Annotated in this window: 29 protein-coding genes; 13 read left to right on the top strand and 16 right to left on the bottom strand. The window is 68.7% G+C overall.

The window, feature by feature from the left end:
- Positions 1–361: 361 nt before the first annotated feature.
- From ACPPVW_RS10530 to ACPPVW_RS10520, 3 genes are all read right to left on the bottom strand, one after another.
- Positions 362–631 (bottom strand): hypothetical protein, encoded by a 270-nt coding sequence (locus tag ACPPVW_RS10530; protein ID WP_426623078.1) that lies wholly within the window; start codon positions 629–631, stop codon positions 362–364.
- Positions 632–673: 42 nt separating this feature from the next.
- Positions 674–1,786 (bottom strand): carboxylate-amine ligase, encoded by a 1,113-nt coding sequence (locus ACPPVW_RS10525; protein ID WP_426623077.1) that lies wholly within the window; start codon positions 1,784–1,786, stop codon positions 674–676.
- 170 nt (positions 1,787–1,956) lie between these two features.
- Complete coding sequence (locus ACPPVW_RS10520) at positions 1,957–2,217, bottom strand: hypothetical protein (RefSeq protein ID WP_426623076.1); 261 nt, start codon at positions 2,215–2,217, stop codon at positions 1,957–1,959.
- Positions 2,218–2,345: 128 nt separating this feature from the next.
- On the opposite strand from ACPPVW_RS10520, the gene ACPPVW_RS10515 reads away from it, so the two are divergent.
- Both ACPPVW_RS10515 and ACPPVW_RS10510 read left to right on the top strand, forming a co-directional pair.
- Positions 2,346–2,507 carry a hypothetical protein gene (locus ACPPVW_RS10515; RefSeq protein WP_426623075.1) on the top strand — a complete coding sequence of 54 codons (162 nt, stop codon included), beginning with the start codon at positions 2,346–2,348 and terminating at the stop codon, positions 2,505–2,507.
- Complete coding sequence (locus ACPPVW_RS10510; protein WP_426623074.1) at positions 2,507–3,091, top strand: dihydrofolate reductase family protein; 585 nt, start codon at positions 2,507–2,509, stop codon at positions 3,089–3,091. Before ACPPVW_RS10515 ends, ACPPVW_RS10510 begins: the two co-directional genes overlap by 1 nt.
- On the opposite strand, the gene ACPPVW_RS10505 is transcribed toward ACPPVW_RS10510, so the two are convergent.
- Positions 3,084–4,241 (bottom strand): cystathionine gamma-synthase, encoded by a 1,158-nt coding sequence (locus ACPPVW_RS10505; protein ID WP_426623073.1) that lies wholly within the window; start codon positions 4,239–4,241, stop codon positions 3,084–3,086. The two genes, ACPPVW_RS10510 and ACPPVW_RS10505, sit on opposite strands and share 8 nt — an antisense overlap.
- 44 nt (positions 4,242–4,285) lie before the next feature.
- Positions 4,286–5,650: a cystathionine beta-synthase gene (locus tag ACPPVW_RS10500; protein WP_426623072.1), complete on the bottom strand. Its 1,365-nt coding sequence runs from the start codon at positions 5,648–5,650 to the stop codon at positions 4,286–4,288.
- A gap of 187 nt (positions 5,651–5,837) precedes the next feature.
- Between ACPPVW_RS10500 and ACPPVW_RS10495 the strand changes: the two genes are divergently transcribed.
- Both ACPPVW_RS10495 and ACPPVW_RS10490 read left to right on the top strand, forming a co-directional pair.
- Entirely contained in the window at positions 5,838–6,332 is a 495-nt protein-coding gene (locus tag ACPPVW_RS10495; protein WP_426623071.1) for a DUF418 domain-containing protein, read from the top strand.
- Between the two features lie 10 nt (positions 6,333–6,342).
- Positions 6,343–7,011, top strand: a complete 669-nt coding sequence (locus tag ACPPVW_RS10490; protein WP_426623070.1) for a metal-dependent transcriptional regulator — start codon at positions 6,343–6,345, stop codon at positions 7,009–7,011.
- Positions 7,012–7,025: 14 nt separating this feature from the next.
- Here the strand turns inward: ACPPVW_RS10490 and ACPPVW_RS10485 are convergent, their stop codons facing one another.
- From ACPPVW_RS10485 to ACPPVW_RS10470, 4 genes are all read right to left on the bottom strand, one after another.
- Positions 7,026–9,308 carry an ATP-binding protein gene (locus tag ACPPVW_RS10485; protein ID WP_426623069.1) on the bottom strand — a complete coding sequence of 761 codons (2,283 nt, stop codon included), beginning with the start codon at positions 9,306–9,308 and terminating at the stop codon, positions 7,026–7,028.
- A 273-nt stretch (positions 9,309–9,581) separates the two neighbouring features.
- Positions 9,582–10,823 (bottom strand): Nramp family divalent metal transporter, encoded by a 1,242-nt coding sequence (locus ACPPVW_RS10480; protein WP_426626284.1) that lies wholly within the window; start codon positions 10,821–10,823, stop codon positions 9,582–9,584.
- A gap of 111 nt (positions 10,824–10,934) precedes the next feature.
- A complete protein-coding gene (locus ACPPVW_RS10475; protein WP_426626283.1) occupies positions 10,935–12,809 on the bottom strand; it encodes an ABC transporter ATP-binding protein in 1,875 nt (624 codons plus the stop codon).
- 149 nt (positions 12,810–12,958) lie between these two features.
- Positions 12,959–13,564 carry a hypothetical protein gene (locus ACPPVW_RS10470; RefSeq protein ID WP_426623068.1) on the bottom strand — a complete coding sequence of 202 codons (606 nt, stop codon included), beginning with the start codon at positions 13,562–13,564 and terminating at the stop codon, positions 12,959–12,961.
- A gap of 190 nt (positions 13,565–13,754) precedes the next feature.
- Between ACPPVW_RS10470 and ACPPVW_RS10465 the strand changes: the two genes are divergently transcribed.
- The 7 genes from ACPPVW_RS10465 (at position 13,755) to ACPPVW_RS10435 (ending at position 19,353) form a co-directional block, all read left to right on the top strand.
- The gene (locus ACPPVW_RS10465) at positions 13,755–13,964 is read left to right on the top strand and encodes a hypothetical protein (protein WP_426623067.1); all 210 of its coding nucleotides are present in this window, start codon (positions 13,755–13,757) and stop codon (positions 13,962–13,964) included.
- Positions 13,965–14,352: 388 nt separating this feature from the next.
- Positions 14,353–14,643: a helix-turn-helix domain-containing protein gene (locus ACPPVW_RS10460; protein ID WP_426623066.1), complete on the top strand. Its 291-nt coding sequence runs from the start codon at positions 14,353–14,355 to the stop codon at positions 14,641–14,643.
- 122 nt (positions 14,644–14,765) lie between these two features.
- Positions 14,766–16,055 carry an ABC transporter substrate-binding protein gene (locus tag ACPPVW_RS10455; RefSeq protein ID WP_426623065.1) on the top strand — a complete coding sequence of 430 codons (1,290 nt, stop codon included), beginning with the start codon at positions 14,766–14,768 and terminating at the stop codon, positions 16,053–16,055.
- A gap of 87 nt (positions 16,056–16,142) precedes the next feature.
- Positions 16,143–17,183 (top strand): carbohydrate ABC transporter permease, encoded by a 1,041-nt coding sequence (locus ACPPVW_RS10450; protein ID WP_426623064.1) that lies wholly within the window; start codon positions 16,143–16,145, stop codon positions 17,181–17,183.
- Positions 17,180–18,094 (top strand): carbohydrate ABC transporter permease, encoded by a 915-nt coding sequence (locus ACPPVW_RS10445; RefSeq protein WP_426623063.1) that lies wholly within the window; start codon positions 17,180–17,182, stop codon positions 18,092–18,094. Before ACPPVW_RS10450 ends, ACPPVW_RS10445 begins: the two co-directional genes overlap by 4 nt.
- A gap of 4 nt (positions 18,095–18,098) precedes the next feature.
- Positions 18,099–18,335, top strand: a complete 237-nt coding sequence (locus ACPPVW_RS10440; RefSeq protein ID WP_426623062.1) for a hypothetical protein — start codon at positions 18,099–18,101, stop codon at positions 18,333–18,335.
- Positions 18,336–18,345: 10 nt separating this feature from the next.
- Positions 18,346–19,353 carry a LacI family DNA-binding transcriptional regulator gene (locus tag ACPPVW_RS10435; protein ID WP_426623061.1) on the top strand — a complete coding sequence of 336 codons (1,008 nt, stop codon included), beginning with the start codon at positions 18,346–18,348 and terminating at the stop codon, positions 19,351–19,353.
- 305 nt (positions 19,354–19,658) lie between these two features.
- Here the strand turns inward: ACPPVW_RS10435 and ACPPVW_RS10430 are convergent, their stop codons facing one another.
- Together ACPPVW_RS10430 and ACPPVW_RS10425 are read right to left on the bottom strand one after the other, a co-directional pair.
- A complete protein-coding gene (locus tag ACPPVW_RS10430) occupies positions 19,659–20,897 on the bottom strand; it encodes an MFS transporter (protein ID WP_426623060.1) in 1,239 nt (412 codons plus the stop codon).
- A gap of 58 nt (positions 20,898–20,955) precedes the next feature.
- Entirely contained in the window at positions 20,956–21,447 is a 492-nt protein-coding gene (locus ACPPVW_RS10425; protein ID WP_426623059.1) for a MarR family winged helix-turn-helix transcriptional regulator, read from the bottom strand.
- Between the two features lie 53 nt (positions 21,448–21,500).
- On the opposite strand from ACPPVW_RS10425, the gene ACPPVW_RS10420 reads away from it, so the two are divergent.
- Together ACPPVW_RS10420 and ACPPVW_RS10415 are read left to right on the top strand one after the other, a co-directional pair.
- Entirely contained in the window at positions 21,501–22,643 is a 1,143-nt protein-coding gene (locus ACPPVW_RS10420; RefSeq protein WP_426623058.1) for a hypothetical protein, read from the top strand.
- Positions 22,644–22,684: 41 nt separating this feature from the next.
- Positions 22,685–24,133, top strand: a complete 1,449-nt coding sequence (locus ACPPVW_RS10415) for an amino acid permease (RefSeq protein WP_426623057.1) — start codon at positions 22,685–22,687, stop codon at positions 24,131–24,133.
- Here ACPPVW_RS10415 and ACPPVW_RS10410 read toward each other — a convergent pair.
- The 5 genes from ACPPVW_RS10410 to rplJ form a co-directional block, all read right to left on the bottom strand.
- On the bottom strand, positions 24,088–24,618 hold the full coding sequence (locus tag ACPPVW_RS10410) for a class I SAM-dependent methyltransferase (RefSeq protein WP_426626282.1): 531 nt from the start codon (positions 24,616–24,618) through the stop codon (positions 24,088–24,090). The genes ACPPVW_RS10415 and ACPPVW_RS10410 overlap by 46 nt on opposite strands.
- Positions 24,525–24,767, bottom strand: coding sequence for a hypothetical protein (locus tag ACPPVW_RS10405; RefSeq protein ID WP_426623056.1), 243 nt, complete (start codon positions 24,765–24,767; stop codon positions 24,525–24,527). Before ACPPVW_RS10405 ends, ACPPVW_RS10410 begins: the two co-directional genes overlap by 94 nt.
- Before the next feature lie 85 nt (positions 24,768–24,852).
- Positions 24,853–24,990 carry a hypothetical protein gene (locus tag ACPPVW_RS10400; protein WP_426623055.1) on the bottom strand — a complete coding sequence of 46 codons (138 nt, stop codon included), beginning with the start codon at positions 24,988–24,990 and terminating at the stop codon, positions 24,853–24,855.
- A 252-nt stretch (positions 24,991–25,242) separates the two neighbouring features.
- Complete coding sequence (gene rplL / locus ACPPVW_RS10395; RefSeq protein WP_426623054.1) at positions 25,243–25,632, bottom strand: 50S ribosomal protein L7/L12; 390 nt, start codon at positions 25,630–25,632, stop codon at positions 25,243–25,245.
- Between the two features lie 53 nt (positions 25,633–25,685).
- On the bottom strand, positions 25,686–26,201 hold the full coding sequence (rplJ, locus tag ACPPVW_RS10390) for a 50S ribosomal protein L10 (protein WP_426623053.1): 516 nt from the start codon (positions 26,199–26,201) through the stop codon (positions 25,686–25,688).
- Positions 26,202–26,315: the final 114 nt, after the last annotated feature.

The following is a 26,315-nucleotide window of genomic DNA, read 5'->3' as shown; positions in this document are numbered from 1 at the left end:
GGTCCAGGCGACGTTTCGGAGACGCTGTCTCCCGCGACAGCGCGGGCTACTGCGAGCAATTCCGGAGTTCGCGGCCCACACGCCTAGAATCTCCGGCGAAACGACCCCAACACCGGCGTGTCCCCAGGTGGTTCCGGAGTTACGGACACGCCGCGGGCCATGCAGGCAACTCCGGAGGTCACAGACGACACACCGCACAAGAGTCCGTCCCTCCGGAATCTCGTAGCGAAGTCCGCCAGGACTCCGGAAGAACCGAGCCGGGGCACGCCGCCGCTGGAGCCGTGGTTCGATGGATCGTGGCAGCTGCCGGAGCTCGAACGGGTGACCGAGCCCGTCGACTTGACGGAGTGAGGGGCCGCGCTCAGAGCCCCGCGCGCGCCGCCAGCAACTCCACGGCGACCCGCCAGTCGCGGGCGGGGATGCCGTCGCCGGTCTCCTCTTCACCGGGAGGACGGGCGACGAACGACGGCCACGGGTCGCCGACGGTGTGCGCCTCCTCGACGAGTCCGAGGTAGTCGCCGCCGAAGTACACCTCCCACGCCGCCGTCGCCGTCGGACTGTACATGAGCGTCAGCGGAAGCGAGCCGTACGTGTAGACGGCGTGCTGGTGGGCGAGTTCCTTCCCCGTCATGTCCGAAGGATAAACGTGTCCGGGCGCGTGCGGAAGGGATTGCTACGCGACGAACCGGTCGTCGCCCTGTTCGCTGACGTCATGGGTCATGGCGATCGCTTCGGCGACTACATCGCGCATCCTCCCGCGCCGCTCGTGAGCCGCTCGCTGCCGGCCCGCTCCCCCGCCGCTCTGCAGGATCCGGACCACTCCGCGCCGCACCAGCTGGAGGTCGTCATTCGCCTGAAGGGCGGCGGCGGTGTGTGTCAGGAGGGCGTCGATCGCGGCAGGGGCCGTGCCTTCGCGGCCGGACACCGGGTGCGGCAGCATCCCGCCGACACCGGTGAGCGCCGCCTGCCATTCGGCGAGACGGAGGGCCGCGGACGGGGTGGGAAGCGGTGGGACACCCGAACGCCACTCGTCGACGGCGGTGTCGACGAGGGCGCGCACCAGAGCGGCGAGCACCACGGTGTCGCGCGCGTCCAGGCAGACGTCGGCGACCCGGACCTCAACCGTCGGCTGCTTGTGCGACACGCGTGCGTCGAGATACAGCATCGCCTTGTCGAGGATGACGCCGGTCTCGACCAGCAGCCGCTCGAAGCCGTCGTAGGCCTCCACCGAGCCGAAGATGTCGGTCGGTCCGGCGCTCTGCCACTGGTGCCACGCCACGAACCGGTAGCTCGCGTGCCCGGTGTCCACTCCGCCCACGAACGGGGAGTTCGCGCTGAGCGCCAGCAGCGTCGGCAGCCAGGTGCGGATGCGGTCGAGGACGGCGACGCCCTCCTCGCGCGAATGGATGGCGACGTGCACGTGACAACCGCACACCAGGGTGCCTTTGGCGGTGATCCCGTACCGTGCCATCATCTGGTCGTACCGCGGGTCGGGTGTCGCGTGCGGACGCAGCGGCAGCGGCGACATCGCGACGGCGACGGCACGCGCTCCGTGGCGGCGGGCGAGAGCGTCGGCCAGCGTACGGCCCTCGACGATGTCGGCGAGGAGATCGTCGGAGCCGAGCTGCGGGCGCGTCTGCGTCTCGATCATCTCCTGTTGGATCTCGGCACCCAGGCGATCCCTTGATCCGGCCGGAGCATCGGCTAGCGCGAACGGCGCGACCGGAGTCGCGACACCGCGTTCGTCCACCAGGAGCAGTTCCTCCTCCACCCCGAAAGTCCTCACGCCTCCATAATCGGTGAGGGGCCCGCACTGAGCAATACCCGAATGCTGAATCCGCCCTCCGCGCGCCCGTCACCTCGCGAGAAAGCTGCGGTCGAGGGGCACGTTAACGCCCCTAAGCGCGCGTCTTAGGGGCGTTAACGTGCCCCTCGGCGATGACGTCAGCGATGACGTCAGCGACAGGCGAGCGATTCGGTGGCGATCGCGCCGACGGCCAGCACGCAGACCGCGACGATCCCGCCGAGGAGCACCCCGCCCCGCGCCGCCTCCGCCAGGCCTCGGTCGCCGGCCGCGAGCACCGCGCCCAGCGAGATGCCGATGCTCAGGATCCCGGTGACGGCGGCCGCGATGGCGCCGTCGCGTTCGCGCCGCTGCCGCGTCGTCCTGATCGACCAGTCGCGGCTCTCGTCCTCTGTTCGCCACGCTCGCGTCACGCGCACGTCTTCACCGTCCCGATGACGGGACAGCCGCTTCCGGACAGGAGCGGCGTCCGTCCGCTCAGTCAGACGCGACCTGGCCGGATTCATCACGTGGCGACGGGTCGGCGTTCTAGACTCCCGGCATGGCCCCCTCCGCTGCGCTGGACTACTCCGTCAATGTCGTCGCGGCCGCGCATCCCGACACGGGCCTCCCACAGTTGGGGCGCACCACGGCGCGCCTGGGGCCGTTCGCCGACCGGTCGGTGGTGGGGCGGGAGGCCGCGGCGCCCCCGAGGGTGGGCTGATGCTGGTCTACTCCATGAGCGTGTCGGTCGACGGCTTCATCGCCGATCGCGACGGCGGCTTCGGCTGGACGGCCCCCGACGACGAGCAGTTCGCGTTCTCGTTCGCGCAGGTGTCGGAGCTCAGCGCCTACCTGTGCGGTCGTCGGCTGTACGAGACGATGCTGGTCTGGGAGACGGATCCCTCGCTGCGGGCGACCGAGGCCGGTGCCGCGTTCGCCGACGTCTGGCGCGCGCTCCCGAAGGTGGTGTTCAGCCGCACGCTCGACCGCGTTTCCGGCAACGCGCGGCTGGCCGGGAGAAGCGTCGCCGACGAGCTGGCGGCGGCGATGGCGCAGGCGGGAGGGAGGGATATCTCGATCGGTGGCGCGGGGCTGGCGTCGGCAGCGCTGCGGGCCGGGCTTGTCGACGAGCTCCGCCTGTTCCGCGACCCGGTGGTCGTGGGCGGAGGAACGCCGTACTTGCCGCCGCTGGCCGAGCCGCTCATGCTCGACCTCGTCGAGACCCGCACGTTCGCCTCCCGCGTGGTCTACGAGCGCTACCGCCGCTCCGCGAGTCAGCCGTCGTTCCCCGGGAGCTTCAGCTGACTCTGACCAGGTCGAGCGCCCGCTCCACGTCGGCGAGGAGGTCCGCGACGTCCTCGATGCCCACCGAGAGGCGGATCACGTTGTCCGGGACCTCCAGCTCGGTGCCGCGGACGGACGCGTGCGTCATCTCCGACGGGTAGCCGATGAGCGACTCGACGCCGCCGAGCGACTCGGCCAGCTGGAACACTTGGGTCGACTCGGCGAACCGGCGTGCGGCGTCAGCTCCCCCGCTGAGGGCGACCGACAGCATCCCGCCGAAGCCGCTCATCTGAGCGGCGGCGAGCTCGTGACCGGGGTGGTCCGGCAGCGCGGGATAGTAGACGGCGTCGATGCCGGGGCGGCCGACCAGGGCCTCCGCGATCGCCTGCGCGTTGCTGCTATGCCGCTGCATGCGCACGTCGAGGGTCTTGATGCCCCGTACGGTGAGCCAGGCGTCCATCGGCGCCGAGACCGCGCCGGCAGCGAACTGGATGAACTGCGCCTTCTCGGCGAGCTCGGCGTCGGCGAAGACCAGCGCGCCGCCGATGACGTCCGAGTGTCCGCCGAGGTACTTCGTGGTCGAGTGCACGACCACGTCGGCGCCGAACGAGAGCGGCTGCTGGAGGGCCGGCGAGGCGAAAGTGTTGTCGACGACCACGAGCGCGCGTGCGGCGTGGCCGAGCTCGACCAGGGCCGCCAGGTCGCAGATCTTCATGAGCGGGTTGCTGGGTGTCTCGATCCAGAGCACGCGCGTTCCGTCGACGGCGAGCGCCGCGCGCACCGCGTCCAGGTCGCCGAGGTCGACGGTCGTGTTGCGCACGTCCCAGGCGCCGTGGATGCGGTCGATCAGCCGGTGGGTGCCGCCGTACACGTCGTTGCCGAGCACCACGTGGTCGCCGGGGCGCAGCACGGCGCGCAGCAGCGCGTCCTCCGCCGCCAGACCGGACGCGAACGACAGCGCGCTCACGCCACCCTCCAGGGAGGCGAGCAGCGTCTCGAGTGAGGTGCGGGTGGGGTTGCCCGCTCGACCGTACTCGTAACCGCCGCGCAGCCCGCCGACGCCGTCCTGCACGAACGTCGAGGTCTGGTAGATCGGCGGGATGATCGCCCCGGTGGTGGGGTCGAACTCCTGGCCGACGTGGATGGCGCGCGTGGCGAAACCGTGGGTCATCGGGATCTAGCTCCTACGAGGTCGAGAGGGTGAGGCGCGAGCTGCTACTCGCTGAGATAGGTGAGGAGGTCCTGCCTGGTCAGCACAGCGACGGGCTTGCCGTCCTCCGTGACCAGCAGCGCGTTGGCGATGGCGAGCGCGGCCCGCGCGGCGGTGACCGGCTCGTTGACGCCGATCAGCGGCAGCGCCTCCCCCAAGTGGGCGCCGACGGGGTCGCTCATGCGAGCGCGGCCGCTGAAGACGGCGTCGACGAGCGACCGCTCGTCGAGCGCGCCGGCGACCTCGCCCATGACGACGGGAGGCTCCGCCGTCAGGACGGGCAGCTGTGAGACGCCGTAGGTGTTCATGATCTCGATCGCGTCGTGCACGGTGTCGCTCGGGTGCGCGTGCACGAGGTCCGGCAAGTCGCCGCGCTTTGTGCGGATCACGTCGTGCACGGTGGCCTCGTCGGGCACCTCGCTGAACCCGTAGGAGCGCATCCACTTGTCGTTGAAGATCTTCGCCAGGTAGCCGCGACCGCCGTCCGGGAGGATGACGACGACGATGTCGTCGGCCGTCAGCTCCTTCGCCGCGCGGAGGGCGGCGACCACGGCCATGCCGCTCGACCCGCCGACGAGGATCCCCTCTTCGCGCGCGAGCCGCCTGGTCATGTGGAACGACTCGGCATCGGTGACCGGGATCACCTCGTCCACGACCGTCGGGTCGTACGCGCCCGGCCAGAAGTCCTCGCCGACGCCCTCCACGAGGTAGGGCCGGCCGGTGCCTCCCGAGTAGACGGAGCCCTCAGGGTCGGCCCCGATGATCCGGACCCGGCCGTCCGAGGCCTCCTTGAGGAACCGACCGGTGCCCGAGATGGTGCCGCCGGTTCCGACGCCCGCCACCAGGTGCGTGATGCGGCCGTCCGTGTCGCGCCAGATCTCGGGACCAGTGGTCTCGTAGTGACTGCGCGGCCCGTTCGGGTTGTCGTACTGGTTCGGCTTGAACGCGCCCGGGATCTCGGCGGCGAGCCGGTCGGACACCGAGTAGTAGGAGTCCGGATGCTCAGGTGGCACGGAGGTGGGCGTGACCACGATCTCCGCACCGTACGCGGTGAGCACGTTGCGTTTGTCCTCGCCCACCTTGTCCGGCAGCACGAACACGCACCGGTAGCCGCGCTGCTGGGCGACGAGCGCGAGGCCCACGCCGGTGTTGCCGCTCGTCGGCTCCACGATGGTGCCGCCGGGCTTCAACTGCCCGTCCTGCTCCGCAGCGTCGATGATGCGGGAGGCGATGCGGTCCTTGGACGAACCTCCGGGGTTCAGGTACTCGAGCTTGACGAGCACCGTCGCCGCGATCCCCTCGGTCAGCCTGTTGAGCTTCACGAGCGGAGTGTCGCCGACCAAGTCTGTGATGGTCTCTGCGTACTTCACGCGGTCAACCGTAACAGGGCGCTCAGGCATGAGGGTTCGTGTTTCAGCCGAGCGCCTCTCGACGGGCCAACCTACTAGTCTGAAATGATGCGTATCACCGGTATAGATCTTGCGCGAGGTTTCGCGCTTTCGGCGTCTTCGTCGCACACACCGCACCGATCGGCCCGAACAGTCCGCTCGCGCTGCGTTGGTTGAATTCTGGGCGCTGTCGGGGCTGGCGATCTCCAGGGTCGCACTCACCGGCAGGGGGCGTCTGCTCGCTCTCGGTACTACCGGCATCTGTCTCGTCGTCGCCGCCGCCCTCCTGAGCGCGATGACCCTCGGGACTCTCGAGCCGCACAGCGGGTCCGCTCCCGAGCTGCTCAAGGGCCTGGGGCTCGCCTGCATCGCGATCACCTCCTGCTGCGGGCTGGCTGCGACGCCCGCCGCCCCGTTCCTGAGGCCTCTGACCGCCCTGGGCAGCATGACTCTGACCTTCTATCTCGCGCACATCGCCGCTCTCTGCCTCTGGACGCGACTGACCGGGATGACGGACGACAAGTGGTCGATCCTCTTCGCGCTGAGTGCGGGGTCCCTCATCGCCGCCTGGCTCATCAGACAACGCTGGCGGCGCGGACCCGTCGAGTGGCTGGTGGCTCTGACATCGTCGCCGCGCTTCGTCCACCACTCGATATCTGCCTAGACTCGTGGTCATGCCGGTGTCCGACCTCTCTCCTGTGGCACAGGACTACCTGAAGCTGATCTGGTCCGCGACGGAGTGGTCTGGCGACCCGATCACGGTCAAGCAGCTTTCGGAGAGGATGGGTGTGCGCGCCGCGACGGTGTCGGACGCGATCCGTCGGCTCGTCGATCAGGGGCTACTGGTGCACGAGCCGTACGGCGGCATCGAGCTCACCGACGCCGGCCGGCGCGGCGCTGTCGCGATGGTGCGCAGGCACCGGCTCATCGAGACCTTCCTGGTGGAGGAGCTCGGTTACGGCTGGGACGAGGTGCACGACGAGGCCGAGGTGCTGGAGCACGCCGTCTCCGACGCGCTCGTCGACCGCATCGACCAGCGGCTGGGATACCCCGCGCGCGACCCGCACGGCGACCCGATCCCTACTGCGGACGGCACGCCGCGCCGGCCGGACGGGGTGCCGCTGCTGTCGGCGCAGACCGGTGTGCCGTTGATCGTCGTGCGTATCTCCGACGCCGACCCGGCGGTGCTCCGCTACCTCGGCGAGCGCGGGATCGGCCTGGACGCCACGCTGACGGTGGACGAGCACCGCGCGTTCGCCGGCGACGTGACGGCGAACATCGACGGCGAACCCGTGGTCCTCGGCGCGACGGCCGCCGCCGCGGTGTGGGTCGCGGCGGGCTGAGGGTCGGCGACGGCTCAGCCGGACATCGCGTCGGGGCGTCTGCTCCAGGCGGCGAGCTGCGCACGCGAGGTGAACCCGAGCTTCGTCAGGCTGTTGGCGACGTGGCCCTCTGCTGTACGTCGCGAGATCACCAGCCGGTCGGCGATCTGCCGGTCGGTCAGTCCCTGCCCGACCAGCGCGGCCACCTGGCTCTCACGGGCCGACAGCCCACCGACGCCGGCCGACGACGGCCGCGCAGCCGAGCCCCCGGGAAGTTGCGCGCCCAGCCCGTAGGCGATGCCCTCCGCCTCGGTGAGTGCCCTGCCCCGGGCGTAGGCCGCCTCGTAGGCCCGCACCCCCAGCGCGGCGACTGTCGGTTCGATGATCGCGGCACGGAATCCGCGCGCGTTCGGCACGAACGAAGCCATGACACCGCCCGAGCCGCCGACCCCATCGGTGATCCCCAGGAGTGTCGCCGCCCGGACGAAGTCGCGCGCACCAGCAGCTGCGTCGGCCAGCGTCTCCTCCGCCATGGCGATCGCGAACGGGTTCTCGAGGTTCTGGTTGAGACTCAAAGCCTGTCGGAGCATCCGGATCGCGCTCTCGAAGTCGCCCTTCCTGGTCGCGATCGTCCCCGAGTTGGTCAGCATGAACGCGGTCTCGAACGACTCGCCTGCTCGCACGGAACGCGCGATGAGCGCCTCCCGGCGCCGCTCCGCGGCCGCCTCGTCGCCGAGGCCGTACTCGACTATGGCGATCGTCTCCTCGAGGTTCGACCGTGCGGGGTTGGCGGTCGAGCCGCCCTCCAACCTCAGCGCCTCGTACAGCAGCTCGAGCGATCCCGGCCCGCGTGAGACGAGGGCGCGCACATGGAGCACCAGGGCTCTGCTGTAATCGTCGTCCAGCTGTTCGGCCAGAGCCTCGGCCTGCGCGATCCGCTGCATCCCGGGCTCCGCCTCACCTTTGCCGAGCGCGAAGACACCGAGCATGGTCAGGAGCTGGGCGCCTTCCGGCGTCTGCGGGATTCCGAGCTCGAGGACACGCAGGGCCCACCGGTACAGCTCGTCCGTCCTCCCGTGCGCCTGCCACACGACACGCCATCCCGTGATCAGGAGCCGAGCGGCACTCTGGGCGTCGCCGGAGGCGATGCAGAACTCGAGGGCGGCACGGATGTTGGGCAGCTCCGTTCTGGTCAGCGCGAGCCAGTAGGCCTGGTTGGGTCCATACCACTCCGCCTCGAGCCTGGCCAGTCGCGCAAGGTACCAGTCGCGCATCCTCGACCGGGCCTCCTGGAGCTCGTCGGGCGTCGACTGCTCGATTCCGAACCGGCGAACCGTGTCGAGCATGCCGAAATAGACGACGTCGTTGGAGGGTCGTCGCAAGATGATCGACTTGTCGAGCAGTGACTGCACGATGTCGAGGGGGAGCTCGTTCCCCTCTGAGCCGCACATCCACTCGACGGCGTCCAACTCCCAGCTGCCGACGAAGACCGACATCCTCCGCAGCAACCCGCGCTCGACGTCGGTGCAGAGATCGTAGCTCCACGTGATGGCGGCCCGGATGGTCTGCTGGCGGTCGGGTAGGTCGCGGTGTCCGCTCGAGAGGAAGCCGAGCGGCTCCGCGAGCCGCTCGAGGATCTGCGCGGGCGAGATCACACGCACCCGTGCCGCTGCCAGTTCGATCGCGAGCGGCATGCCGTCGAGTCGGCGGCAGATCTCGGCGATCGCCTCCAACTCGGCCACGCTGGGATCGGGCAGGACGGACGCGCTGCGGTCCAGGAAGAGGCTCACGGCCGGAGACAGCGTCTCTCGGTTCGGATCGGGCGGTTCGAGCGGTTCCACCTGGAACACCCGCTCCGGCGCGATGCGCAGCAGCGCCCTGCTGGTCGCGATGACCGAGATCCCGGGGCACTCGAGGAGGATCCCGCTGACGAGCTCGGCGCATTGATCGACCACCTGTTCGCAGTTGTCGAGCACGAGCAGTCCCCGCCCGTCTCCGAAGAACTGCGCGATCGACTCGGCCCCGTCGCCGGATACGCCCTGCGCTCCGACGATCCTGTTGACCTCGTCGACCACCGATCCGGTCGCGCTCACCCCGCTCAGATCGATGAACCAGAGCCCGGCAGGGTAGAGCTTTCGCACGCTCTGGGAGAGCCGGATGGCGAACCGCGTCTTGCCGACGCCGCCGGGCCCCAGCAGGGTCAGCAGCCGGGTCTCGCCCAGCGCGGTGCGGGCTGCGGCCAGCTGCGTGCGCCGATCCACGAACGACGAATACTCCGGAGGAAGGGCTCCGGGGCGACGTCTCTCGAGCGTTTTCATTCGACCGAACTCCAAACCTCTTGCAGTATCTCACCGCGTTCATTGCGGAGAGCTGGCCTCTTCACGATGCCCGTCGGTCAGCCCTTGGCCGACGAGAGTGTGGCGACTCGGGTCTCCCGCTGTCACTCCGAAGACTTCTCGGTGCTCTTGTATCTCAGCTTCTCTATCCCTTCGAAACTCTTTTCACAATGACAACTATTGAAGTTACACACCCTGGGCGTCAGTATTCATATATGCATACTGGATGCAAAAATCCCATCATGCAAGAACTGCTCACAAAGCGATCAACGTCAACACGACGAGCGCGAGGTTGAGCACGACGACGAGCCCCGCGATCCCCGCGCCGACGCAGCGGACCCACCCGCGGTCGGCCTGTGCACCCATGAGCTCCCGCGATCCGGTGAGACGCAGCAGCGGAATCATCGCGAACGGGATGCCGAGGCTCAGGAGCACCTGCGACAGCACGAGCGCCCACGTCGGGTCCACCCCCAGCGCGAGGATGATCACCGCGGGGATGAGCGTGACGATCCTCCGCACGAGCAGCGGCACGCGCACACGCAGCAATCCGCTCATGATGGTAGCCCCCGCGTAACTGCCGACCGATGTGGAGGCCAGGCCCGACGCCAGCAGTCCGATCGCGAACACGGCGGCGACGACCGGCCCGAGCGCCTCGCCGATCGCCGCGTGTGCGCCCTCGATGGTGTCGGTTCCGGCCGCACCGGGCAGGGCCGACGCCGCCAGCAGGAGCATCGCGATGTTGACGGCCCCCGCGAGCACCAGAGCGAGGACCACGTCGAGACGCGTAGCGCGCAGCAGCGTCCGCACGCGACCGGCATCGCCGCTGGGTCCGTGGCGATCGCGGGCGAGCGCGGAGTGCAAGTAGATCGCGTGCGGCATCACCGTAGCCCCGAGCATGCTCGCCGCCAGCAGCACGGTGGGGGCGCCGTCGAACCGCGGAACCAACCCGTTCGCTGCGGCCCGCCAGTCCACAGGGCTGACGACCAGCCCCGCGAGGAAGCCGACCGCGATCACGCCGAGCAGCGCCAGGATCACGGCCTCGAACGGTCGCTGGCCGCGTCGCGACTGCACCGCGAGGATCCCAATGGCAGCGGCGCCGACGATCAGGGCGCCGAGCGGCAACGGCAGGCCGAACAGAAGGTTGAGCGCGATCGCGCCGCCGATCACCTCCGCGATGTCGGTCGCGGCCGCGACCAACTCGGCCTGCGCCCAGTAGGCGCGGCGACCGGCCGTTCCGAGCCGGGCGCCCAGCAGGTCGGGGAGGCTGCGGCCCGTCACGATGCCGAGCTTCGCGGACTCGTACTGCACGAAGACAGCGATCGCGTTCGCGGCGACGAGCACCCAGACGAGCAGATAGCCGTAACGGGCGCCCGCAGTGAGGTTGGCGGCGACGTTGCCCGGGTCGACGTACGCGATAGCTGCGACGAACGCCGGGCCGAGGAGCAGCCAGAGCCGTGGGCGTGCGCGCGACTGCCGCTCCACGACATTCAGCGCCATCATCGCCTCCGCTGATCCGAATGTTAGGTGAGTCTAACATCGGCGCCGATCGACGGGCAGTAAACGCCCGCAAGGCTGGGCGTTTCAGGGGCGTTCGGGCCCCTCGGCGCCCTAATCGCGGTCGAGGACGGCCGTCTCGGTCTGCTCGTGGTACAAGCGCGCGTACACGCCCCCGAGCTCCAGCAGCTCCCGGTGCGTTCCGCGCTCGACGACGCGTCCGTGGTCGATGACGAAGATCACGTCCGCCGCGACGATCGTGGAGAGCCGGTGGGCGATCGCGATCGTCGTCCGGCCGCGCGAGGCTGTGTCGAGAGCCTGCTGCACGACCCGCTCCGAGATGGTGTCGAGCGCGCTCGTCGCCTCGTCGAGGATCAGCACTTCCGGGTCTTTGAGGAGGACGCGGGCGATCGCGATGCGCTGCTTCTCGCCGCCGGAGAGGCGGTAACCCCGCTCGCCCACGATCGTCTCGTAGCCGTCGGGGAAGCAGACGATCGTCTCGTGGATGTTCGCCTGCCTGGCCGCGGTCTCCAATTCCGCCATCGTGGCGTCGCGCCGCGCGTACCGCAGGTTCTCGGCGATGGACGCGTGGAAGAGGTAGGTCTCCTGGCTCACCACGCCGATGTGCGAGACCAGAGAGTCCTGCTGCAGCCGGCGCAGATCGGTGTCGCCGAAGAGGATGCGCCCGGAGGTGGCGTCGTAGAAGCGCGGGATGAGGTAGCTCACCGTGGTCTTGCCCGCTCCGCTCGGACCCACGAACGCGGCGAATTCGCCCGGCTCGATCACGAACGACACGTCATCGAGCGTGTTGCGCTCCCCCTCCCTGGCGTCGGGGTAGCGGAACCCGACGTGGTCGAACTCGATGCGGCCGAGATCGCGGCCCGGGTCGACGGGAGCGGCGTCCGGAGCGTCCGCGATGGCCGGCTTCAGGTCGAGGTACTCGAAGATGCGGGCGAACAGCGCACCGGAGGTCTGGAGGTCGAGCGCGACGCGCATCAGCGCCAGCAGCGGGAAGAGCAGCCGGGCCTGCACGGTCGTGAACGCGACGATGGTCCCCGCCGTGATGTCGGTGGCGCCCCCGAGGATCAGCCAGCCCGAGACCAAGTAGACGATCGCCGGGATCGACGACAGGAAGATGTTCACCATCGCGAAGAACCACTGGCCGCTCATCGCCTGCGACACCTGCAGCCGGATCTGCGTACGGTTCTCGTCGGAGTAGCGCTCCACCTCCGCAGCCTGACGGTTGAAGCTCTTGGACAGCAGGATGCCGGACACGCTCAGCGTCTCCTGCGTGATCGCCGTCATGTCCGACAGCGACTCCTGCGTCTTGGTCGCGATGCGCGCACGCACCTGGCCGACCCGCCGCTGCGCGATCACCAGGATCGGCATCAGGATGACGGCCACGACCGTCAGCTGCCAGTTCAGCAGCAGCATCGCGACGAGCGCGGCGATCACCGTGACGGTGTTGCCGAGGATGCTCGAAATCGTGTTGGTGAGGACGCTCGCGACACCCCCGACGTCGTTCTGCAGCCGCGACTGGATGATGCCGGTCTTCGTCTTCGTGAAGAAGCTCAGCTCCATCGACTGCAGGTGCGAGAACAGGCGCACCCGCAGCGAGCCCATCACCCGGTTGCCGACGGAGGCGGTCAGATACGTCTGCCATACGCCGAGGAGAGCCGAGCCGACGAAGACCACGATCATCAGCACGACGATCTCGGTGAGCACGGACAGGTCGGGCTTCCCGCTCTTCGGGAACAGTCCGTCGTCGAACGCCCGCTGAGTCAGAAGCGGAGGCACGACCGAGAGCGCTGCCCCGACCAGCACGAGCACCATCGTGACCACGATCGCGCCTTTGTACGACGCGAACAGGGTCACGATCCGGCGAAAGAGGTGCGGTATCCGCGGGGCTTCGGCGTTGAGCGCACGCTGGGCGTCCGCGTCGCCCGCGCTGACGCGGGATCGCATCCCGCCTCCGCCCATCCCTCGCATGCCGCTCACAGACGAAAGCCTAACTCCGTGGCGCGACACTGCCGGGTGCCCGCACACTAAGGAGGGGCGACACTCCATTTCGCCCTCCAGCGCCCCTAGCCGGAGCGAGCACCGGCTATCGGCGGATCCCATCCGGCCGACGCGCCCACTCATGCGACTGGGTCGTCCGCATGATCCGAGATGTCCCCAGCCCCGGCAGAACCGTGCCCCCTCCGCACGAAAAGCCAGCCGTGCACCTCTCCGACCCAGACGTCCACGACGCGCACCGGGCGCTCTCGCGCGGACGGTCCGTCCGCATCGTCGGCGCGCGCGGCAGCGGGCGCTCGACAGTGCTCCGGCGCACGATCCGGCTGCTCGAGCGTTCCCGCCATCCGGTCGTCTCCGTCGTCGACGACGGCCTGGGCGTGGCTCACCCGGGCTATCTGGCCGCGCAGCTCCTGAGGTCGCTCGGCGCTTCGCCGGTCAAGGAGCCCAGTGCGATGGCCGACGCGCTCGCGCAGGCCGTGAACGCCGAGACGATCACCGCCATCGACGGCCTGGAACGCGTCGACGCGTTCTCGCTCCGGGTGCTGGAGACGGTTCGTGTGAGAACGGACGCCCACTTCCTCGTCACCGAGCTGCCCGGATTCGGACGGCACGACCCCGACCGCACGCTCAGTCCGTCCTGGCCGGAGCGGGTCGTCCGGCTCTCGGGTCTCGGGCTGGGCGACGTACACGAGCTCGCGTCCGAGGTGCTCGAAGGAGAGGTGGACCACGCCCTCGTCGCCCTGCTGATGGCACAGACCGCCGGCCGGCCGCTGCTGGTGCAGCTCCTCGCCACGACAGCCCGCGATCGCGGCCGTCTCGTGCGCAGCGACGGAGTCTGGCGACGCGCGGCGGCCACGCTGTGGAACAGAGGACCTCCTCCATCAGATCGACGGGCTGCTCGGAAGTTACAGCGCACCCGTGCGACTTCTCGTCGGAGCACTCGGCGAGCGCGGCCCCCTGCCGCTGCGCGAAGCGGAGGCCATTGGAGGCTGCGACCTGCTCCGCACCGCCGAGGACTACGGGCTCGTCGCGTGGTCCGGGAGCACGGTGAACGACACCGTCCAGGCCTGGCCCCCGCTCGTCGCCGCCGCTTCCGCCACCGGGAGGCCGCGACCGCAGGATCCGTAACAGTCAGGGAGCTCGCCGCCGCGCAGCTCGCCGACGGTCTCCGGCGGCAGCGGGAGCCGTCCCACCAGGTGACCGCGAGCATCGCCTCCGGCTCGCCGGAGTCGTCGGGCAGACGCATCCTGGCAACGCTGAGCCCGAACGACGAGACACGGCCCGACGAGCACGAATGGCGAAACCGGCTCCTGGCGGCGGCGCGGGGAGACGCTCCGAGCTTGCGGCGGCTCGCGCAGGGGGCGGGCGTCCCCGTCCGTCTCGGACCGACCGCTGCCGCAGCCGACGCGCTGGCCGACCTGCTCGACGGCGACGTCGCCGCGGCCGCGCGGCGAGGCGAGGACGCCGACCGCCGCGCCGCGCTCCGCGCGCTGGTCGACGCGCTGGGAGGCCGCGGATGCCCGGCGCCTGGCCGCCGCACGCAGCGGTCGCCGCACAGGACACGATGGCCGCCGATGCCCTCACCGGGCGCGAGCGGGAGATCGCGATGCTCGCTGGTCGTTTCACGAACGTGCAGATCGGCGAGCTGCTGTCGATCAGCGGGCGCACGGTGGAGAACCACCTCGCCAGAGCGATGCGCAAGAGCGGGGTCCGCTCCCGCACCGACCTCTACGACGTCGTCAGCGCGCCGCAGGGGCCGAACCCGAGACGCCCGGGTCAGAGCGGACCATCCCGCGCGCGCGGGTAGAAGCTCCCGTGACCGAATCGCAATGCAAGCGCTTGACGTAAACGCTTGCATGGAGAGTCGGCCGGGAGTACGTTGAGCCCGGGCGCACCCGCGCCTGCACCAAGAGCTCAACGAGGAGTGAAATGAAAGCAGCACGTCTCTCCGTAATCGCAGGGATGGTGGCCATCACCGGTCTCGCGCTTGCGGGATGCACCGGCGGCGGATCAGGAGGCAGCGGGGGCGGGGACGCCAACGCCAACCTCGACAGCAAAGGCCCCATCACCTACGTGCAGGGCAAGGACAACTCCAACGTGGTCCGTCCGCTGATCGAGAAGTGGAACGCGGCCCACCCCAACGAGAAGGTCACCTTCAAGGAGCAGACCGACCAGGCCGACCAGCAGCACGACGACCTCGTGCAGCACTTCCAGGCGAAAGACCCCAACTACGACGTGGTCGACGTCGACGTCGTCTGGACGGGCGAGTTCGCGGCGAAGGGCTGGCTCCAGCCGTTGACCGGCAACTTCAAGATGGACAACTCGGCTCTGCTCGCCCCGACCGTCAAGTCGGGCACCTACAACGGCACGCAGTACGCGGCGCCGCAGACCTCCGACGGCGGCATCCTGTACTACCGCAAGGATCTGGTCCCCACCCCGCCCAAGACGTGGGATGACATGATCAAGGACTGCGCCATCGCCAAGGCCAACAACATCGGCTGCTACGCCGGTCAGTTCGCCCAGTACGAGGGCCTGACGGTGAACGTGGCCGAGGCCATCAACACCAACGGCGGCACCATCGTCGGTGACGACGGCAAGACCGTCACCGTCAACAGCTCCGAGGCCAACGCGGGCCTGACCCGCCTGGTGGACGGCTTCAAGAACGGGAACATCCCCGCCGAGGCCATCACCTACCAGGAGGAGCAGGGCCGGCAGGCGTTCGAAGCCGGCAAACTGCTGTTCCTGCGCAACTGGCCGTACGTGTACAGCCTGGCCAAGACCGACGGCTCGTCCACGGTCAAGGACACCTTCGGCATCTCGCCGCTTCCGGGCATCAGCGCGGACAAGCCGGGCGTCTCGAGCCTGGGCGGTCACAACGCCGCGATCAGCGTGTACAGCAAGCACAAGGCGACGGCGTTCGCGTTCCTGAAGTTCCTGCAGAGCGAGGAGACCCAGAAGTTCTTCGTGACGCAGGGATCTCTGGCGCCGGTGCTGGCGTCGCTGTACGACGACGCGTCGCTGAACAGCCAGCTGCCGTACCTGTCGACCCTGAAGACGTCGATCGCCAACGCGGTTCCGCGTCCGGTGTCGCCGTTCTACCCGTCCATCACCAAGGCTGTGCAGGACAACGCCTACGCGGCACTGAAGGGCGACAAGTCGGTAGACCAGGCGCTGAAGGACATGTCGGACGCCATCAAGACCGCGAGCTCGGGCCAGTAGCGCCTGCGCCCACCACGGTCGCCGGGTGGCGGGACCCTTCCCGCCGCCCGGCTCCCCCACTTCCCGCTCTTCCTCTCGGAGGCACACATGTCAACGCCGAACGTCGTCGCCCCCTCATCAACGAAGAACGCCGGCAAGCAGCCTGAACAGCGCGCCGGGGTCAAGCACAATCGTCGCCAGCAGAGTCGCTGGGCCTTTTACCTGATCATCCCCACCATCACACTGCTCGCCGTGGTGATCGGCTACCCGATCGTCAGCGCCATCGTGATGTCCTTCCAGAAGGACGCCGGGCTCGACCCGGCGACCGGCCTCTTCGTGCAGGGCGGGTTCGCGGGCTTCCAGAACTACGCGCACTGGCTGTTCCAACAGTGCGCCGGGCCGAACGGCACCACCGTCTCGTGCCCGCCGGGCAACCTCGGGTCCACGTTCTGGAGCGCGGTCGGGGTGACCTTCTTCTTCACCGTCACGACCGTGATCCTCGAGACCCTCCTGGGCCTCTGGTTCGCGCTCATCATGAACCGCGCCTTCCGCGGCCGCGGATTCGTCCGCGCGGCCATCCTGATCCCGTGGGCCATCCCGACCGCCGTCACCGCGAAGCTGTGGTTCTTCATCTTCTCGTTCGCCGGCGTCGCCAACGCCGTCCTGGGCGCCCACATCCTGTGGACGAGCGACGAATGGGCGTCGCGGTTCGCGGTCATCATCGCCGACACCTGGAAGACGACGCCGTTCATGGCGCTGCTCATCCTGGCCGGCCTCCAGATCATCCCGGAGGACGTCTACGAGGCGGCGAAAGTGGACGGCGCAAGCACCTGGCAGCGGTTCTGGCGGGTGACCATGCCGCTGCTGAGGCCGGCGCTGATGGTCGCGGTGCTGTTCCGCGTCCTCGACGCGCTCCGCATCTACGACCTGCCGCAGATCCTGACAGGCGGTGGAGGCGGAACAGGCCATGCGACGACGACGCTGTCGATCCTCGTGGTCGATCAGATCAGGCAGGGCTTCAACAGCGCGGCCGCCCTCTCGACCATCACGTTCATTCTGATCTTCCTGGTCGCGTTCATCTTCGTGCGGTTCCTCGGCACGAACGTGGTGCGAACACAGGAGACACAAGCGAAGGGAGCGAAGGGATGACCACCGTCGCCGGCCCCGCCTCGGCCACCGCAGAGGCTGAGGCCCTGCCCCGAACCCGCACGAGGAGCCGCACCAAGCGGCGCAACAGGAACCAGAGCATCCGCACCGGCGTCCAGGCGCTCGTCGTCGTGCTCTGGTGTCTGCTGCCGTTCTACTGGATGGTCGTCACGTCGTTCCGCGACGTCGGCTTCACGAGCGACAACACGCCCTGGTTCACGCATGTGACCCTCGACAACTACGCGACGGCGCTCTCGACCAAGCTCGGGAACAACCTCCCCGGCGCGCTGCTGAACTCGCTGTTCATCGGCGTCTGCGTGACACTGATCTCGCTGGTCGTCGGAATCTTCGCCTCGTACGCGCTGGCCCGACTGGACTTCAAGTTCAAGGGCATCATCCTGGGGATCATCCTGGCCGCCTCGATGTTCCCGGGCGTCGCGCTCATCACGCCGCTGTTCCAGCTGTTCACGAACATCGGCTGGATGGGCACGTACCAGGCGCTGATCATCCCCGAGATCTCGTTCGCCCTGCCGCTCACGGTCTACACGCTCGTCTCGTTCTTCCGCGAGATGCCGTGGGACCTGGAGGAGGCAGCACGGATCGACGGGTGCTCGCAGGCGCAGGCGTTCCGCAAGATCATCCTGCCGCTGGCCGCACCGGCCGTCTTCACCACCGCGATCCTCGCGTTCATCTCGTCGTGGAACGAGTTCCTGATCTCGAGCCAGCTGTCGAGCGATGCGACGCAGCCGGTGACCGTGGCCATCGCCTCCTTCACAGGAAGCCAGCCGCACCAGGAGCCGTACACGGCGATCATGGCCGCCGGTACGATCGTGACGGTCCCGCTCATCATCCTGGTGCTGATCTTCCAGCGCCGGATCGTGGCGGGCCTGACCGCAGGTGGAGTGAAGGGCTGATCCGATGCGCAGGAACGACCCGAAGGAGTTCGTCGATGTCGGTCTCGGCTTCGTCGGCTTCTTCGGGGTGGCGTTCGTGATCATCACCGCGGTCTGCGAGCTCACCGGACAGCAGGCACTACCCTGGGCGCTGGTCTCACTCACGCTCGTCGTCATCTTCATACTGCTCCTGCAGGTGCGCCGCCGGATCGCGGCGGCGCACCTGCGAGCGGAAGAGGCACGGGCGGCCCAGGACTCCTGACAGGACGCGCATGGCTGGTATCGAGGAGGTCGCGCGCGCGACCGGCGTCTCCACGGCGACGGTCTCGCGGGCGCTGCGGGGGCTCCCGAACGTGTCCGACACCACGCGCGCCGCGGTGCGGCGGGCGGCAGACGAGCTCGGCTACGTCGCGTCGTCGAGCGCGTCCGGGCTGGCCAGCGGGCGGACGCTCGCGCTGGGGGTCGTCGTCCCCTCGGTGAGTCGATGGTTCTACTCGCAAGTGTTGGAGGGGGTCGATTCGGAGCTCCGGTCCGCCAGCTACGACATGATCCTGTTCAACCTCGGTGGCCACCGCGGAGACCGGGAGCGCGTCTTCCACCGCAGCATCCTGCGCAAGCGCACGGACGCCCTCCTCGCACTGTGCCTCGACTTCACCCCGGACGAGCGCGAGCAGCTCGCCTCGCTCGGCCACCCCACCATCGTCGTCGGAGGACCGGTGAAGGGACTGCGCAGCGTCGGCATCGACGAGAAGGCGACGGCGCGAACGGCGACCGAGCACCTCATCGGCCTCGGCCACACTGACATCGCCCACCTGGGCGGAGAGGACGAGGAGGGGCTGAACAGCAGCGTCCCGACCGGGAGGCTGCGCGGCTTCGAGAAGGCCATGCGCTCCGCGCACCTGCCGGTCCGACCCGAGTGGGTCATCCCCGGCGGCTTCACACTGCCGCATGGCCGCGCGGCGATGAACCGGCTGCTCGACACACAGGGACCGCGCCCGACCGCGGTGTTCGCCGGCTCCGACGAAATGGCGATGGGGGCGATCCTCGCCGCGGGCGATCACGGCCTCCGGGTGCCGGAGGATGTGTCGGTCATCGGCATCGACGACCACGACTTCTCCGCGTGCTTCGGGCTGACGACGATGGCGCAGAGCCCGTTCGAGCAGGGAGCGGTCGCGACGCGCATCCTGCTCGACGAACTGGGTGGCGCCGAGCCGCGCTCCAACTCGGTGCGCGCGGAGGCGACGCTCATCGTTCGGACGTCGACCGCTTCTCCGCGCTGACTGCGAGTTCGGGGATTCTCGAGACGAATTGTGCGCAATCACGCGAATCGGGTCGGATATGAGCGATTGAACCCCGGGGATCTGAAACAATGAATCAAGTGGCCCTCGGCCGATTGCGCCTTTCGGGTAGGCACGATCGCGTGCCGACGGCCGTCCGTGCTCTGCACTACTAGTGCGAACACGGGAAGAGCCGCCCTGACTAGGACAGGGCGGCTCTTCGCATCCGCCAGCACGACATCCGCCGCGAATGCGGTCTCTGGCACGTCGGAACGCGACATTCGGGGCGAGTGCGGGTGCGGAATGCTTCAGTCGGCGTCGGCCAGCGCCAGCACTTCGGCTTCCTGGTGCTGCGTCTCGTGCGCAGCGTCGACGCGGCGGAGGTGCTTGTGGCCGAGCATGACGAGGGCCGCGGCGATCAGGACCGAGATGGCACCGGCGTAGAACGGCGTCGCCCGAGTGAAGGCACTCGCGAGCAGAGTGGCCGCGGGCGGGGCGATCGCTCCGCCCAGGAAGCGGACGCCGGAGTAGGCACTCGAGGCGACCGAGCGCGGCAGGTCGGTGGCCTCCATCACGCACTCCGTCAGGACGGTGTTCAGGATGCCCAGGAGCAGTCCGCCGACGATCACGCAGACGATCAGCGCAGCCATCGAGCTCACCAGGAGGCCGGCGGCGGCGAGGTCGAGTGCCAGCAGCGGCAAGATGAGCCACAGCACCCGGGTTCGCGGCAACCGGGCCGTGAGCAGCGGCGCCACCCACACCGAGGTGATGGCGAGGGCGACGCCCCAGCCGAAGAAGATCGAACCGAGAGTGCTCGCGTCGGTGACGCCCAGGTCGGCGAGGGCGAACGGCGTGTAGGCCAGGAGCACGAAGAAGCCGATGTTGTAGAACAGCGCGGCAGTGGCCAGGAAGCCGAGAGCCGGTCGGGCGAGTGCTCGGAAGGGTGCGGAGAGCGTCGTCGGCTCTGGCTTCTCCGGGTTCTTCCCCAGCATGCCGACGATGGCGATGAAGCCGGTGGCCATCAGAGTGGCGGTGCCGAAGAACGGGCCGCGCCAGCTCCAGCTTCCCAACAGGCCGCCGAGGAGCGGGCCGATCGCGATGCCGAGCCCCAGAGCCGCCTCGTACAGGATGATCGCCGCGGAGGTGCCGCCCGAGGCCGCGCCGACGATCGTCGCCAGGGCGGTCGAGATGAAGAGAGCGTTGCCGAGACCCCAGCCCGCACGGAAGCCGATGATCGACGCGACGTTCTGCGAGAGGCCGGCCGCGAGCGCGAAGACGACGATCAGCGCGAGTCCGATCAGCAGCGTGCGCTTGGCGCCGATCCGGCTGGAGATCCAGCTGGTGAAGAACATCGCGACACCCGTGATCAGCAGGTAGCTCGTGAAGAGCATCTCGGTCTGGGTCGGCGTCGCCTTCAGGCTGGCCGCGATCGCCGGTAGGATCGGGTCGACGAGACCGATTCCCATGAACGCGATGACGGACGCGAACGCGACCGCCCAGACGGCGGTCGGCTGCGTGAGGATGTTGTCCGGCTTCTGATGGAACATGGACGGGTGAGGCCTCCTCGGCGATTGTGCTGGCAGTGGTGAAGAACGGGGCGAAGGGTCAGTGCCCGGCGATGGCCGCGGACGCCGGAGGGGAGAGCTCGGCTCGCGAGGCGATCACCTCGACGGTGCAGCGCATCGCGGCGAGCTCGTCCGCGGTCAGATCGGCGAACATCGGGACCAGCGCGTCCGACAGGGCGTCGCGCCAGGCCCGGAGCGCATCGACGCCCGTCGCGGTGATCGCGATCTGCCAGGCGCGCGCGTCGTCGGTGTCGGCGACGCGCTCGACCCACTCGGATTCGACCAGGTTGCGGACGATCTTCGTCATCGTCGGCTGCGAGACGCGGCTCTGAGCGGCGAGCTCACCCAGCCGCATCGACCCCACGCCCTGCAGCACGCTCAACGTGCGCCAGGTCGCGGGCGACTCGGTGCTGCCCGTGACGCGCGCGGCGAGACGGGTGAGCCGGTGGCTGGCGACGACGAGGTCGCCGAGCGTCTGGCGGAGCTGGGCGGTGTCGATGGAGCTGGTGGTCGCGGGCGCGGTTTCGGTCACGCACACCACTTTATATAGCTTGCCTATATAAATCAACCGCTTATCCTGCCTTCGTGCGCCTCGCCCGTTGGATTCTTCCGATCACGGCCGCCGCATCGGTCGCAGCACTCGTCTGCGCGATGCCCGCGTCCGCAGGCTGGAGCGCGCGCGTGACCGCAACAGGCTCGGTGACCGTCGGCCAGGAGTCCGTGACCGTGGCTCCGACCGCGGTCAGCACCGTGATGACCAACGACCTCTACCAGACGACGTACCTGGTGAGCGTCACCAATGTGCAGACCTCCACGACGTTCGCCGGCACGTCGGACGTCACCCTGACGACTCTTCCCGCCTCGACTCCGGCGACCGGGCTCGGGACACTGCTCACGGCCGTGATCTGGCCGGTCTCATCCGCGGCGTCCTGCACGACGGCGGCCGTCCGGCAGCCGGGAGCGGCCGCCGGCGACTGGTCGAGCGGCGTCACGAGCACAGCCGTCGCACTCGCACCCCAAGCCACCGCTCTGTTCTGCGTTCGCGGCTATCCGACAGGAGGGACGGCCTCGTCCGCGAACAGCGGTCAGAGTCGGGAGTCCCTCGCGGCCGCGCTGGGTTCGGCCTCCGGAACGATGACTTTCACACCCGCGTTCCGCGCCGACATCACGCTGGGCGACCTCCAGGGCCAGGCGACGGCCACCTCCGACGCGATCACCACCTCGCTGATCTATCCGTTCACCCTGCTGTCGAACCTCTCGACGTATTACCAGGTCAAACCACAGAACATCACTCCCGCGGTCTGCCTCGACCTTCGCGGCGGCGTCGGCGGCGGCACCGGGGCGCCGATCGACACCTTCACCTGCCACAACATTGGCACGGACGTGACCCTCGGCAACCAAGCGATCTCGATGCTCCCGGTCAGCGGCCTCAACGCCGTCCAGCTGCGCGTCCGGACGACGAACACGAACAACGGCTTCCTCACGGCGAGCAACACCAACATCGGCGCCGGCGTCGCCATCGGCGCCTCGAACACCGCGAATCTGCAGCAGCTGTGGATACCACAGGAAGTGTCCAACGCGGGCGGTTCGCTTCTCCAGCTCGTCAACGCGTCGTCCGGCCTCTGCCTGACCGCGCCGAATCCCCCCAGCGTCGTGAGCATGCAGACGTGCGCCAGCGACAGTGCGATGCAGACGTACTGGTACCCCGTCGGGCTGCCGTTCCCGTAAGCGATTGTGAAATCTCACACCTTACCTGCTTGAATGAAGGGATGACGGCAACGGATCCCGCGGGTCGCGACACTTATCACAAAGGCCTCAAGCGACGGCACATCCAGATGATGGCCATCGGCGGAGCGATCGGCACAGGTCTCTTCCTCGGAGCGGGAGGCCGGCTCGCCTCGGGCGGTCCCGGCCTCCTCGTCGTCTACGCCGTCTGCGGGCTCTTCGCGTTCTTCATCCTCCGCGCGCTCGGCGAGCTCGTGCTGCACCGCCCCGACTCCGGCTCGTTCGTCTCGTACGCGCGCGAGTTCTACGGCGAGAAGCTGGCGTTCATCACCGGGTGGATGTACTGGATGTACTGGGCGATGATCGGCATCGTCGATGTCACGGCCGTCGCGCTCTACATGAACTTCTTCGGCACGTACGTGCCGATCTTGGGCGACATTCCGCAGTGGGTGTTCGCACTGGCCGCGCTGGCGATCGTGCTCGCCCTCAACCTGCTCTCGGTGAAGGTGTTCGGCGAGCTGGAGTTCTGGTTCGCCCTCATCAAGGTCGCCGCGCTCCTGGCCTTCCTCGCGATCGGCATCGCCTTCGTGATCTTCGGCACGCCGGTGAACGGCCACACACCGGGCTTCGCACTGCTCACCGACAACGGAGGGCTCTTCCCGAACGGGCTCCTGCCCCTCGTCCTCGTGGTGCAGGGCGTGGTCTTCGCCTACGGAGCGATCGAGCTCATCGGCACCGCGGCCGGCGAGACCCCCGACCCGGCCAAGACCATGCCTCGGGCGGTGAACACCATCATCGTCCGCATCGCCGTCTTCTACGTCGGCTCGGTGCTGCTGTTGTCGCTCCTCCTGCCGTTCGACGCGTACAAAGCCGGCGAGAGCCCGTTCGTCACGTTCTTCGCATCGATCGGTGTGGAGGGCGCCGACGCGATCATGAACCTCGTGGTCCTCACCGCCGCACTGTCGTCCCTCAACGCGGGCATGTACTCCACCGGCCGCATCGCCCGGTCGCTGGCCTTGCGGGGCGCAGCGCCGCGGGTCGCGCTGCGTGTGAACCGGGCGGGCGTGCCGTACGGCGGCATCCTGATCACGGGCGCGGTCGCCTTGATCGGTGTCGGCCTCAACCTGCTCATGCCTGCCGAGGCGTTCGAGATCGGGATCAACCTGACCTCCATCGGCCTGCTGTGGGCCTGGGGTGTCATCGTGGTCTGCCAGCTCCGCCTGCAGTCGCTGGCCAAGGCCGGCCGAATCGAGCGGCCGTCGTTCCGGATGCCGGGAGCGCCCTTCACGAGCTACCTCACGCTCGGCTTCCTCGCGCTGGTCGCAGTGCTGATCCTGTTCGACTGGCCGACCGGCACGATCACGGTCGGCGCCGCCATCGTCCTCATCATCCCGCTGCTCGTCGGCGGCTGGTTCCTGGTGCGCGGGCGAGTGCGCGAGGCGGCGGCTCAGGAGGCGGCGGCGATCTCCGAGCCGGAGTCGGCCATCCGCTGAGCCAGCAGGAATCCCTGACGCGACTTCTCCGGCGCGATCGGCGCGCGCACCAGCTCGGCGATCAGAGCGAAGCCGGCCTCGGCGAGGCGACGCTTCATGCGAGCGGGTGACTGGCGACGGGTGCGGAGGTCGATCTCGTGCCCATAAGCGTGCCGCAGGTGCACGACGTCCTCGTCGCCGCTGTCGCTCACCTGGAACGCGAGCAGCAGCAGCCCCTGGGGACGGAGGACCCGCGCGAACTCGGCGAACACCCCGTCCTGCAGCTCCTGCGGGACATGGATGATCGAGTACCACGCCAGCGCCCCGGCGAGCTCGCCGTCCCGGAACGGCAGCGCGGCCATCGACGCCACCTCGAACGCGATGCCCGGGTGGTCTCGGCGCGCGACCTCGATCATCCTCGGCGACAGGTCGATTCCGCGCACGTCGGCTCCGATCCCGGCGAGGAAACCGGCGACCCGTCCAGGCCCGCAACCGAGATCGGCGATCGGGCCTCCCCTACCGCGTCCACCTGCTCGACGAACGCGGTGAGCATCGCCCGCTCGAGCGGCAGCCTCTCGAGCTCGTCCTCCAGGAGGGCCGCGTAGTCGTCGGCCACGAGGTCGTACGCGACGCGTGCCTCGTCTTCGCTCTCCACCTTCACGACCCTAGGGCCCCACGCACGAGAGCGCCCTCATCCGCGCGCGTTGCGGTCGCACGGATGAGGGCGTTCGGTTCGGGTTCTACCGCAGGTACCGGTCGTACAGGAGGGTCCTGCGGTACAGATCCGGCGGGTGAGCACCGTTGTCTCGGTGGTCACCGTACAGGAGCGCGGTCCCGAGTCCGCGCAGGGTGGAGGCGAATGCACGCCAGGTACTCATCGTGGTTCCTCTTCCGGTCGTGCGTCCTTGCACACCGATGCACGCGGGCGGGCGCGATCGGACGCTCTGGTGGGATGAGCGTCCGCGCTGCAGCCGGCCGTGGCACTGCTGAACCACTGCAGTTACGGCACGGAGGGCGCCGCCCCGTTACGGGGGCGACGCCCTCCACAACGCGGAACACTCTTTACAGAAGGAGTCCGCGTCGCGTGGCTGTGTCAGCCTGCGGTAGAAGAAGCCCCGACGGGGCGTCGACTACTTGAGGTTGACAGTGGCGCCAGCCTCTTCGAGCTGAGCCTTCGCCTTCTCGGCGGTCTCCTTGTTGGCGCCCTCGAGCACGGTGCTCGGTACGCCGTCAACGAGGGCCTTCGCCTCACCGAGGCCGAGGCTGGTGAGGGCGCGCACCTCCTTGATGACCTGGATCTTCTTGTCACCGGCGGCCTCGAGGACGACGTCGAACGAGTCCTTCTCCTCGACCTCTTCGGCGGCGGCACCCGCACCACCGGCGGCCGGGGCGGCCACGGCGACGGGGGCGGCGGCGGTGACCTCGAAGGTCTCCTCGAACTTCTTCACGAACTCGCTGAGCTCAATGAGCGTGAGCTCCTTGAACGCGTCGAGCAGCTCCTCAGTCGACAGCTTTGCCATGATTTTCTCCTTAGTGTGTGTGGTTACTCACCGCTGATCTGGTCCTCTCGGACTCAGGCAGCGGACTCCTGCTTCTCACGCAGCGCGTCGACCGTGCGAACGGCCTTCGACAGCGGTGCGTTGAACAGATATGCGGCTCCGAACAGCGAGGCCTTGAAGGCGCCGGCCAGCTTGGCCAGCAGAACCTCACGGGACTCGAGGTCGGCGAGCTTGCCTACCTCTTCTGCGGTCAGCGGGTTACCGTCGAAGTAACCCCCCTTGACCACCAGCAGAGGGTTTGCCTTGGTGAAGTCGCGCAGAGCCTTCGCGACGGCGACGGGGTCGCCGTGCACGAACGCGATCGCGGACGGACCGACCAGCTCGTCGTCGAACGACGAGATTCCCTGGTTGTTGGCCGCGATCTTGGTCAGCGTGTTCTTCACCACGGCGTACGTCGCGTGCTCACTGATGGACTTGCGCAGCGTCTTGAGCTGAGCAACGGTGAGACCGCGGTACTCGGTCAGCATAACGGCGGTCGAGCTCTCGAACAGTCCTTCGAGCTCGGCGACCGTGGCTTCCTTGTTCGCCATGGCTACTCCTCGGTTGTCTTCTCGCACACCGCGGGAGCGGTGTGCGCCTCGACCGCGGGAAAAGAAAAAAGCTCCGGCGCAGGGCACGGAGCTCCTCATCGCAGAGAACTGCGG

This window comes from Leifsonia sp. McL0607 (assembly GCF_049993355.1).
Lineage (GTDB): Bacteria > Actinomycetota > Actinomycetes > Actinomycetales > Microbacteriaceae > Leifsonia.
The sequence above is the reverse complement of the archived record's forward strand: the minus strand, read 5'-3'. Positions and strand labels throughout refer to the sequence as shown.